The 10,196-nt window shown below is 73.8% G+C and carries 9 protein-coding genes; 5 read left to right on the plus strand and 4 right to left on the minus strand.

Going from position 1 to position 10,196, the window contains the following annotated elements; genetic code table 11:
• The first annotated feature begins 111 nt into the window (after positions 1-111).
• Positions 112-879: an enoyl-CoA hydratase/isomerase family protein gene (locus ACP4J0_RS36305; RefSeq protein ID WP_426603385.1), complete on the plus strand. Its 768-nt coding sequence runs from the start codon at positions 112-114 to the stop codon at positions 877-879.
• On the opposite strand, the gene ACP4J0_RS36310 is transcribed toward ACP4J0_RS36305, so the two are convergent.
• Positions 866-1,501, minus strand: coding sequence for a DJ-1/PfpI family protein (locus ACP4J0_RS36310; RefSeq protein WP_426603387.1), 636 nt, complete (start codon positions 1,499-1,501; stop codon positions 866-868). The two genes, ACP4J0_RS36305 and ACP4J0_RS36310, sit on opposite strands and share 14 nt — an antisense overlap.
• 41 nt (positions 1,502-1,542) lie before the next feature.
• The gene (locus ACP4J0_RS36315; RefSeq protein ID WP_426603389.1) at positions 1,543-2,502 is read right to left on the minus strand and encodes a GlxA family transcriptional regulator; all 960 of its coding nucleotides are present in this window, start codon (positions 2,500-2,502) and stop codon (positions 1,543-1,545) included.
• A gap of 145 nt (positions 2,503-2,647) precedes the next feature.
• Here ACP4J0_RS36315 and ACP4J0_RS36320 point away from each other — a divergent pair, with 145 nt between their 5' ends.
• The 3 genes from ACP4J0_RS36320 (at position 2,648) to ACP4J0_RS36330 (ending at position 6,232) form a co-directional block, all read left to right on the plus strand.
• A complete protein-coding gene (locus tag ACP4J0_RS36320; RefSeq protein WP_426603391.1) occupies positions 2,648-3,517 on the plus strand; it encodes an SCO6745 family protein in 870 nt (289 codons plus the stop codon).
• A 94-nt stretch (positions 3,518-3,611) separates the two neighbouring features.
• Complete coding sequence (locus ACP4J0_RS36325; protein WP_426517310.1) at positions 3,612-3,743, plus strand: LPFR motif small protein; 132 nt, start codon at positions 3,612-3,614, stop codon at positions 3,741-3,743.
• 116 nt (positions 3,744-3,859) lie between these two features.
• Positions 3,860-6,232 carry a Tex family protein gene (locus ACP4J0_RS36330; RefSeq protein ID WP_426603393.1) on the plus strand — a complete coding sequence of 791 codons (2,373 nt, stop codon included), beginning with the start codon at positions 3,860-3,862 and terminating at the stop codon, positions 6,230-6,232.
• A gap of 103 nt (positions 6,233-6,335) precedes the next feature.
• Here ACP4J0_RS36330 and ACP4J0_RS36335 read toward each other — a convergent pair whose 3' ends face one another.
• Together ACP4J0_RS36335 and ACP4J0_RS36340 are read right to left on the minus strand one after the other, a co-directional pair.
• A complete protein-coding gene (locus tag ACP4J0_RS36335) occupies positions 6,336-7,979 on the minus strand; it encodes an ABC-F family ATP-binding cassette domain-containing protein (protein ID WP_426603395.1) in 1,644 nt (547 codons plus the stop codon).
• A gap of 35 nt (positions 7,980-8,014) precedes the next feature.
• Positions 8,015-9,046, minus strand: a complete 1,032-nt coding sequence (locus tag ACP4J0_RS36340) for an oxidoreductase (RefSeq protein WP_426603397.1) — start codon at positions 9,044-9,046, stop codon at positions 8,015-8,017.
• Between the two features lie 65 nt (positions 9,047-9,111).
• On the opposite strand from ACP4J0_RS36340, the gene ACP4J0_RS36345 reads away from it, so the two are divergent.
• Complete coding sequence (locus ACP4J0_RS36345) at positions 9,112-10,065, plus strand: FAD-dependent oxidoreductase (protein WP_426603398.1); 954 nt, start codon at positions 9,112-9,114, stop codon at positions 10,063-10,065.
• Positions 10,066-10,196 lie beyond the last annotated feature (131 nt).

Raw genomic sequence — 10,196 nt, forward strand, 5'->3', positions numbered from 1 at the left:
AGGTATCGAACGGTTCTGACCGTTGGCGTATGACACCGTCAGTTGTTGGACCGTTCCTGTCTCTCGCACCGTGCGCGCGAGCCCAACGGGGCGACGGATAGCATCCGGCGCATGGAGCCGCAGCTGCTGTACCGGGTCGCCGACTCGGTCGCCACCGTCGTCGTCCACCACCCGGCCAAGCGCAACGCCATGACGGCCGCGATGTGGCGGGCGCTGCCCGAGCTGCTCGACACCCTGGCGGCGGATCCCGCGGTACGCGCGCTGGTGCTCACCGGTGAGGGAGCCACGTTCTGCGCCGGCGCCGACATCTCCACCCTGCGGGGGTCGGCGGAGGCCGCGCAGGGACTCGCCGTCCGCGCGGAGGAGGCGCTCGCGGCCTTCCCCAAGCCGACGCTGGCGGCGATCCGCGGTCACTGCGTGGGCGGCGGGGCCCAGTTGGCGGCCGCCTGCGACCTGCGGTTCGCCGAGGAGTCGGCGCTGTTCGGGGTGACCCCGGCCAAGCTGGGGATCGTGTATCCGGCGTCCTCGACCCGGCGGCTGGTGACGCTGACGGGGCCGGCCACCGCGAAGTACCTGCTGTTCTCCGGGGAGTTGATCGACGCCGAGCGGGCACTACGCGCCGGCCTGGTCGACGAGGTGCTGCCGGAGGGCGGACTCGCCAAGCGGGTCGAGGAGTTCACCCGGGTGCTGGCGTCCCGCTCGCAGCTGACGCAGGCCGCGGCGAAGGAGTTCGCGAACGGGCGCACGGACCGGGACGCGTACTGGACCGCGCAGGCGCGCGGCAGCGGCGACACCGCGGAGGGGGTCGCCGCCTTCCTGGAGCGCAGGCAGCCCCGTTTCGGCTGGAGTGTGCCGGGGAGCGCGCCTACGTCAGGCTGAACCGGCTCTTGCCGCGGAACTCCTCGACGAGGTGGGCGGGCGCCTTGGCCGGGGATCCCGCGTCGTAGGGCGGCTGCGGGTCGTACTCGGTCAGCAGCTGGACCGCGCGGGCGTGGTCGTCGCCGGCGATCCGGCCGAGCAGGGTGAGGCCCATGTCGATGCCCGAGGAGACGCCGGCGGCGGTGACGTACTTGCCGTCGGTGACCACCCGCTCCCCGGTCGGTTCGACGCCGAACCGCTCGAGGAAGTCCAGGGCCAGCCAGTGCGAGGTGGCGCGGCGGCCCTCCAGCAGCCCGGCGGCGGCGAGCAGCAGGGAGCCGGTGCAGACCGAGGTGGTCCAGGTGCTGGCGGCGTCGGCGGCGCGCAGCCAGTCCAGCAGCGTCGCGTTCTCCATCTGCGGGGTCTGGCCGGGGCCGCCCGGGACGACGACGATGTCCGGGGCCGGGACGTCCGCCAGGGCCCGGTCGGCGGTGAGCGCGAGGTTCCCGGTGTCGGTGCGCACCGGCCCCGTCCGCTCGGCGACGAAGACGGTCTCCGCGTCCGGGAGGCGGCCGAGGGTCTCGTACGGGCCCACGGCGTCCAGGGCGGTGAAGCGGTCGAAGAGAACGATGGCGATCTGCACGTGTTTCCTCTCGGGGTCGCTCGGCGAGCGGGGACGCGCCCTCAGTGGGCGGGCGCGGGACGGAACCTGCGGCGGTACTCGGCCGGCGGGGTTCCGAGGGCCTTGACGAAAGCGCGGCGCATGGCCTCCGGCGTGCCGTAGCCGCTGGCGCGGGAGACCTCCTCGACACCGTCGCCGGTGTCCTCCAGCAGCCGGCGGGCGTGTTCCAGACGCACCCCGTCGACGTACCGGCCCGGTGTCGTGCCGGTCTCCGCGTGGAAGGCCCGGGCGAAGTGGCGCGGCGAGAAGCCGGCGCGGGCGGCGAGGGACTCGACGCTCAGATCGGCGCCCGGGTGCTCGGTGACCCACTGCTGGAGCTCACGCAGGGGCTCGCGCCGTGCCGTCTGGGCGGCGAGCTGGACGCTGAACTGGGCCTGGTTCCCGGGCCGGCGCAGGAACACCACCAGGTGGCGGGCGACGGTCAGGGCGGCGTCCCGGTCCAGGTCCTCCTCCACCAGGGCGAGGGCGAGATCGATGCCGGAGGTGACACCGGCGGACGTGGCCACGTGGCCGTCGCGGATGTAGATCGGGTCGGGATCGACGTCGACGGCCGGGTGGTCGCGGGCGAGCCGGTCGCAGTAGGCCCAGTGGGTGGTGGCGCGGCGGCCGTCCAGCAGACCCGCCCTGGCGAGCAGGACCGCCCCCGTGCAGACGGAGACCAGGCGCCGGGCGCGCGGCCCGTGCCCCCGCAGCCACTCGATCAGGCGCGGGTCGGGATGCCGGGTGCCCTGGCCACCGGGGACGAGCAGGGTGTCCGGGCCGGACGCGTCGGCGAGGGCCTGGTCCGGTACGACGGTCAGACCGCTGGACGTACGCACGGGGGCCCCGTCCAGCGAGGCGGTACGGATGCGGTACGTCCCCGGCGTGTGCTTCTCGGCGCCGGCGAAGACCTCCACGGGGCCGGTGACATCGAGGCTCTGGGCGTCGTCGAAGAGGACGACGAGGACGGTTCGCTGCGCCATGCCCCCGATTCTTCGCCCCTCCACCGATGGCCGCAATGACACGTTCCCCACCTTTTCCGCCATGTGCCGTGCGCGCCCGGCGGCCGCCTGGAAAGGGTCCGGAGGCCCCTGGAGGACGTACTGAGCGGTTGGTAACGTGCGGGGCATGACCACTGCCGCCATCGACGCCCGCGCCGGCCGCCGCTGCCACAACGCGCTCAACTCGCTGCACTCGACGCACTACTTCTCGCCCGACCTGGGCCGGGAACTGGGCGCCCTCGGGGTCACCGACCCCCGGGCCGTCAACTTCGCCGTGCGCGCCGCCGCGCTGGGGCCGGTCGGCGCCGGCGCCGTCACGGCGACGTTCTACAACTACAAGCACGACCTGGTCGCCCGGCACGTGCCCGCGGTGTGGGAGACCGTCACTCCGGAACAGGCCCTGGCGGCACGCGCGCGTGCCGTCGACGCGACGCTGCGCCGCCTGCTCGGCGAGGAGGTCCTGACGTCGGCGGAGCTGTCGGAGGCGGCCGGGCTGGCGCTGCGCGCCGCCGAGGGCTGCTCCCGCGGCGCCCGCCCGCTGTACTCGGCCCACGCGGACCTGCCCGTGCCCGACGAGCCGCACCTGGCGCTCTGGCACGCGGCGACCCTGCTGCGCGAGCACCGGGGTGACGGCCACGTCGCCGCCCTCGCGGCCGCGGGCCTCGACGGTCTGGAGGCGCTGGTGACGCACACCGCGACCGGCAAGGGCATGGCCCCGAAGTGGGTCCTCACCACCCGTGGCTGGAGCCGGGAGGAGTGGGACGGGGCGACGGACCGGCTCCGGGACCGTGGGCTGATCGACGACGCCGGGGAACTGACCGAGCGGGGCGTGGCGCTGCGCGACGGGATCGAACGGGAGACGGACCGGCTGGACGCGGCCCCCTACGCGCACCTGGGGGCGGACGGGGTGGCCCGGCTGACGGAACTCGGAACGGCCTTCGCGCGTACGGCGCTCGGTGCGGGGGCCTTCCCGGCGGACCTGCTCGGCAAGCGCTGAGCGGGTTCCGGCCCGCCGGCGGGCATGTCCGGCCGATCCGGAGGTACCCGTATCTCCCCCGGCCGGAGGGGCCGGGAGAGGAAAGGGGCTTTTCGTGTTCCGTGCGATCGCAGACGTACTGCGCCAGATCGGTGGCGCCGTCGCCACCGTCGTGACGCTTCCCTTCCGGGCGCTGGCCCGGCTCTTCGGCGGGGCGTCGTCCTCCGCCCGCGGCCGCAGGGTCTGACCCCCCGGCTCCGGTACCGGTGGTCGCGACCGGCCCGGGTGGCGCCCTGATCCCCGATTGTCGGCGCCACCTGCCACAATTGCCGCGCAACCTCTGTGAGAAGGCGGTACCGGATCGTGACGACACCCGGGTCCAGCGCGTCCATCGACGTGAGGTCCATCGAAGGCAGGATCGCCGAGGAGCTCGGCGTACGGGAGCGGCAGGTGAAGGCCGCGGTGGAGCTGCTCGACGGCGGCTCGACGGTGCCCTTCATCGCCCGCTACCGCAAGGAAGCGACCGAGATGCTCGACGACGCGCAGCTGCGCACGCTCGAGGAGCGGCTGCGCTACCTGCGGGAGCTGGAGGAGCGGCGTACGGCGATCCTCGAGTCGGTACGCGAGCAGGGCAAGCTCACCGAGGAGCTCGAGGCGCGCATCCGCGCGGCGGAGACCAAGGCGCGCCTGGAGGACATCTACCTGCCGTACAAGCCCAAGCGGCGCACGAAGGCGCAGATCGCGCGTGAGGCGGGTCTGGAGCCGCTGGCCGAGGGGCTGCTCGCCGACGCGTCCGTGGAGCCGCTCGCCGCGGCCGCGGCGTTCGTCGACGCCGGCAAGGGCGTGGCGGACCCGCAGGCCGCCCTGGACGGGGCGAGGTCGATCCTCACCGAGAAGTTCTCGGAGGACGCCGACCTGATCGGCGAGCTGCGCGAGCGGATGTGGGCCCGCGGGCGGCTCGCCGCCAAGGTGAAGGAGGGCAAGGAGGAGGCCGGCGCCAAGTTCGCCGACTACTTCGACTTCGCCGAGCCGTTCACCGACCTGCCCTCGCACCGCGTCCTCGCCATGCTGCGCGGCGAGAAGGAGGACGTCCTCGACCTCGTCCTGGAGCCCGAGGAGGCCACCGACGGGCCGTCGTCGTACGAGGGGATCGTCGCGAGCCGCTTCGGGATCGCCGACCGCGGCCGGCCCGCCGACAAGTGGCTGACGGACACGGTCCGCTGGGCCTGGCGCACCCGCATCCTGGTGCACCTCGGCATCGACATGAGGCTGCGGCTGCGCACGGCCGCCGAGGACGAGGCGGTGAACGTCTTCGCCGCCAACCTGCGCGACCTGCTGCTGGCCGCCCCCGCGGGCACCCGGGCGACGCTCGGTCTGGACCCGGGCTTCCGTACGGGCGTGAAGGTCGCCGTGGTCGACGCGACCGGCAAGGTCGTGGCCACGGACGTGATCCACCCGCACGTCCCGGCCAACCGGTGGGACGAGGCGATCGCCAAGCTGGCGCGGCTGGCCGGGGAGCACGCGGTCGAACTGGTCGCCATCGGCAACGGCACGGCGTCCCGCGAGACCGACAGACTCGCCGGGGAACTCATCACCAGGCACCCGGAGTTGAAGCTCACCAAGGTGATGGTGTCCGAGGCGGGCGCCTCCGTGTACTCGGCCTCCGCCTTCGCCTCCCAGGAACTGCCGGACATGGACGTCTCGCTGCGCGGCGCGGTGTCGATCGCCCGGCGGCTGCAGGACCCGCTGGCCGAGCTCGTGAAGATCGACCCGAAGTCGATCGGCGTCGGTCAGTACCAGCACGACCTGTCCGAGGTGAAGCTGTCGCGCTCGCTGGACGCGGTCGTCGAGGACTGTGTGAACGGCGTGGGCGTGGACGTCAACACGGCGTCCGCGCCGCTGCTCGCCCGCGTGTCCGGCATCACCTCCGGGCTCGCCGAGAACATCGTCGCCCACCGGGACTCGAACGGGCCGTTCACCTCGCGGACCGAGCTGAAGAAGGTGTCGCGGCTCGGGCCCAAGGCGTACGAGCAGTGCGCGGGCTTCCTGCGGATCCGCGGCGGCACCGACCCGCTGGACGCCTCGAGCGTGCACCCCGAGGCGTACCCGGTGGTGCGCCGGATGGTGAAGACCGCCGGGCAGGAGGTGGCCGGCCTGATCGGCAACACCTCCGTGCTGCGGTCGCTGCGGCCGTCGGAGTTCGTGGACGAGACGTTCGGTCTGCCGACGGTCACGGACATCCTCAAGGAGCTCGAGAAGCCTGGGCGCGACCCGCGGCCCGCGTTCAGGACGGCCACCTTCAAGGAGGGCGTCGAGAAGATCTCCGACCTGTCCTCCGGGATGGTCCTGGAGGGTGTCGTGACGAATGTCGCGGCCTTCGGGGCGTTCGTGGACGTCGGCGTGCATCAGGACGGGCTGGTGCACGTGTCCGCGATGTCGAAGACGTTCGTGAAGGATCCGCGGGATGTGGTGAAGCCCGGGGACATCGTCAAGGTGAAGGTGCTGGACGTCGACATTCCGCGGAAGCGGATCTCGTTGACGTTGCGGCTGGACGACGAGGCCGCTCCGCAGGGTGCGCAAGGAGAGCAGAAGCGGGAGCGCGGGGGCAAGCCGCCGAGGCAGCGGCAGCAGCGGCAGACCTCCGGCGGTGGCGGCGGCAAGGGGCGGTCGTCGGCGGCGCCTGCTCCGTCCAACGGCGCGATGGCCGACGCGTTGCGGCGGGCCGGGTTGGCGTAGGCGACCGGCGACGCCGTAGCCGGTAGTGGGTGGGCGGCCCGGCGCTCGCGGAGCGCCGGGCCGCCCACGCGTCCCCGTGAAGGAGCGGGGCAGCGGCCCGCGCCTACGTGCGTTCCACGACCTTGCCGTCCGTCACCTCGAGGCGGCGGGTCACCCTCACCGCGTCCAGCATGCGGCGGTCGTGGGTGATGAGCAGGAGCGTGCCCTGATACGCGTCCAGGGCCGACTCCAGTTGTTCGATGGCCGGCAGGTCGAGGTGGTTGGTCGGTTCGTCCAGAACCAGGAGGTTGACGCCCGATCCCTGGAGGAGGGCGAGGGCCGCCCTCGTGCGTTCGCCCGGGGAGAGGGTCGACGCCGGGCGCACGACGTGGTCCGCCTTGAGGGCGAACTTGGCCAGGAGGGTGCGGATGTCGGCCGGTTCGGTGTCGGGGGTCGCCGTTCGGAACGCGTCGAGCAGGGATTCGGGGCCGTAGAACAGCTTGCGGGCCTGGTCGACCTCGCCGAGCAGGACGCCGGAGCCGAGCGCCGCGTGTCCGGCGTCGAGCGGGACGCGGCCCAGGAGGGCGGCGAGCAGCGTGGACTTGCCCGCGCCGTTCGCTCCCGTCACCGCCACCCGGTCCGCCCAGTCGATCTGCAGCGAGACCGGGCCGAGGACGAAGTCGCCGCGTCGGACCTCGGCGTCGCGGAGGGTGGCGACCACCGCGCCCGAGCGCGGCGCCGACGCGATCTCCATGCGCAGGTCCCACTCCTTGCGCGGCTCCTCGACGACGTCCAGGCGTTCGATCATGCGCTGCGTCTGGCGGGCCTTGGCGGCCTGCTTCTCGCTGGCCTCGCTGCGGAACTTGCGGCCGACCTTGTCGTTGTCGTTGCCCGCCTTGCGCCGGGCGTTCTTGACGCCCTTGTCCATCCAGGTGCGCTGCATCTGCGCCCGGTCCTGGAGCGACGCCCGCTTGTCGGCGTACTCGTCGTACTCGTCGCGGGCGTGCCGGCGGGCCACCTCGCGCTCCTCCAGGTAGGCCTCGTAGCCGCCGCCGTAGAGGTTGATCTGCCGCTGGGCGAGGTCGAGTTCGAGGACCTTGGTGACGGTGCGGGTGAGGAACTCGCGGTCGTGGCTGACGACGACGGTGCCCGCGCGCAGGCCGGTCACGAAGCGTTCGAGGCGCTCCAGGCCGTCCAGGTCGAGGTCGTTGGTCGGCTCGTCGAGCAGGAAGACGTCGTAGCGGGAGAGGAGGAGGGAGGCGAGGCCGGCCCGTGCGGCCTGCCCGCCGGACAGGGACGTCATCGGCTGGTCGAGGCCGACGGTCAGGCCGAGCGCGTCGGCGGTCTCCGCGGCGCGGTCGTCGAGGTCGGCGCCGCCCAGCGCGAGCCAGCGCTCCAGGCTGGTCGCGTAGGCGTCGTCGGCGCCCGGTGCGCCGTCGACCAGGGCCTGGGTGGCCTCGTCCATGGTGCGCTGGGCCTCGGTGACGCCGGTACGGCGGGCCAGGAAGTCCCGGACGGTCTCGCCGGGCCGGCGCTCCGGCTCCTGCGGGAGGTGGCCGACGGCGGCCGCGGGCGGGGACAGGCGCAGCTCGCCCTGTTCCGGGGTGATCAGTCCGGCGAGCATCCGCAGGAGGGTGGACTTGCCCGCGCCGTTGGCTCCGACGAGTCCGATCACGTCGCCGGGCGCGACGACGAGGTCGAGCCCGGTGAACAGGGAGCGGTCGCCGTGGCCGGCGGCGAGGTTCTTGGCGACGAGGGTGGCAGTCATCAGACCGTCGATCCTAACGGCGGTCCGCGGCCCGCTCAGCCGGGTTTCCCGTGCGTCACCGCGGCCACCAGCACGCTTCCGGGGGCCCGCGCCACCACGAAGGACTCCCCCTTCACCGCCCGGGCGTCCAGTCCGACGCGGTGGCCGCCCGCTTCGAGTACGCCGTCGAAGACCTCGTGGGTGCGGGTGCGGTGCAGGCGGTCCAGACGGTAGGCGGTGAGCCGTACCCGGCAGGGCGAGGTGACCTCGACGTCCGCGGCGGCGCCGGTCGCCGTCAGGCGGGTCAGCCGTCGCCGCTCGGCCGGGCCGGGGTCCAGGGCGTGTTCGATCTGGGCGACGAGCAGCGGGACGATCGGGGCGAGGCCGTCGACGTGGGCCACGTCCACCCCGGCGTCGGCGAAGGCGCGGAGTGCGGCCGCCCGCGCCGTCTCGGGGACCGCGCGGCCGAAGACGACGGCGCCGTAGGCCCGCAGTTCGTCGGCCGGTACGTCACCGGCGTCAGCGGTGATGTCGGCGCCGATCCCGATGGTGCGCAGCGCGGCGGCGAGCTTGGCGAGCAGGGCGACGCGGGCGCCGATCAGCAGGACCCGGCGGCGGATGTGCGCGGAGCCGTCGAGCAGGGCGGCGAGGGCCGCGCGGTACTCGGCGCCGGGGAAGCGGTACGGGCCGATGCCGTGGTAGCCGTTGAACTCCAGGTCGGCGTGTTCGCCGGTCTGCCAGGCGAAGTCCCGCCAGACGAAGTCGTCGCCGTCCCGCAGGATCACGGCGGTCACCGCGCCGCAGGCCAGGTCCTCGCACTCGGGGCAGCCGTAGATGACGTACCGGCCTTCGGGCAGGGGGGCGTCGCCCTCCAGGAGCAGGCTGCGGACCTGCGCGGTGAAGATCGCGGGCGGCACGTCGGAGGCGAGCGGGGAGACGGCGTCCAGGTCGGAGAGGCGGAACAGCAGGGGACGTCCGTCGACGATGAAGTCCACGAAGTCGCGGTGGACCTGGTAGTCGCCGTCGGCGAGGACACCACCGGCGCGCATCGCCGGGGCCAGACCGAAGGTCGCGTACTCGGCAGCCATGCGGTGAGTATTCCCGGGGCGGGACCGCTTCGAGCACGGCATGGGGCATTCGCTAACGTCCCGGTGTGGGAACCGAACTGGATGACGAAATCGTCGTGGTCGGCGGCGGTGTGATCGGGCTGACGACGGCCGTCGTTCTCGCCGAGCGCGGCAGGCGGGTGCGGCTGTGGACGCGGGAGCCCGTCGAGCGGACCACCTCGGCGGTCGCGGGTGCGCTGTGGTGGCCGTACCGCATCGAGCCGGTCGCGGCGGCGCGCGCGTGGGCGCTGCGCTCCCTGGACGTGTACGAGGAGATGGCGGCGCGGCCCGGGGAGAGCGGCGTACGCATGGTCGAAGGGGTGCTGGGCGAGACCGGCCTGGACGAGGTGGACGCGTGGGCGGCCGCCCGGCTGCCGGGCTTGCGTGCGGCGACCCCGGAGGAGTACGGCGGGTCGGGGCTGTGGGCACGGCTGCCGCTCATCGACATGTCGACCCACCTGCCGTGGCTGCGGGAGCGGTTGGTGTCCGCGGGCGGCGTGGTGGAGACGCGGGCGGTGGCCGCTCCGGCCGAGGCCGACGCGCCGGTCGTGGTCAACTGCACCGGGCTGGGTGCCCGGGAGCTGGTCCCGGACCCGTCCGTGCGTCCGGTGCGCGGGCAACTGGTCGTCGTGGAGAACCCGGGCATCCGGACGTGGATGGTCTCCACCGATCCCGTCTCCGGGGAGATGGCGTACTTCTTCCCGCAGCCCGGGCGGCTGGTCCTGGGCGGTACGGCCGAGGAGGACGCCTGGTCGGCCGAGCCCGACCCGGCGGTCGCGGAGGCGATCGTACGGCGGTGCGCGGCGCTGCGGCCCGAGATCGCCGGGGCGAGGGTGCTCGGGCACCTGGTGGGCCTGCGGCCCGCGCGGGACGCCGTACGGCTGGAGCGCGAGGCGCTGCCGGACGGGCGGCTGCTGGTGCACAACTACGGCCACGGCGGTGCGGGCGTCACCGTGGCCTGGGGCTGCGCGCGGGAGGCGGCCGACCTCGCCTGCCGCTGATCCGCGCCCGGGGACCGGAGGGGGGGGGCCCCCGGGGGGGGGGGGGCCCCCCCCCGGCCCGCCAACCGTGTGTCCCGGGCCGAACGGGCGTACGCCCCCTCGTCAGATCATGCGGAACAGGTCGGCGGCGG

It is taken from the genome of Streptomyces sp. WG7 (assembly GCF_049975785.1).
In the GTDB taxonomy this organism is placed as follows: domain Bacteria; phylum Actinomycetota; class Actinomycetes; order Streptomycetales; family Streptomycetaceae; genus Streptomyces.

What these genes read in the sequence shown, in the direction of transcription:
- ACP4J0_RS36305 (WP_426603385.1), top strand. Translation starts at nt 112, where the DNA reads ATGGAGCCGCAGCTGCTGTACCGGGTCGCCGACTCGGTCGCCACCGTC.
- ACP4J0_RS36315 (WP_426603389.1), bottom strand. Translation starts at nt 2,502, where the DNA reads ATGGCGCAGCGAACCGTCCTCGTCGTCCTCTTCGACGACGCCCAGAGC.
- ACP4J0_RS36320 (WP_426603391.1), top strand. Translation starts at nt 2,648, where the DNA reads ATGACCACTGCCGCCATCGACGCCCGCGCCGGCCGCCGCTGCCACAAC.
- ACP4J0_RS36335 (WP_426603395.1), bottom strand. Translation starts at nt 7,979, where the DNA reads ATGACTGCCACCCTCGTCGCCAAGAACCTCGCCGCCGGCCACGGCGAC.
- ACP4J0_RS36340 (WP_426603397.1), bottom strand. Translation starts at nt 9,046, where the DNA reads ATGGCTGCCGAGTACGCGACCTTCGGTCTGGCCCCGGCGATGCGCGCC.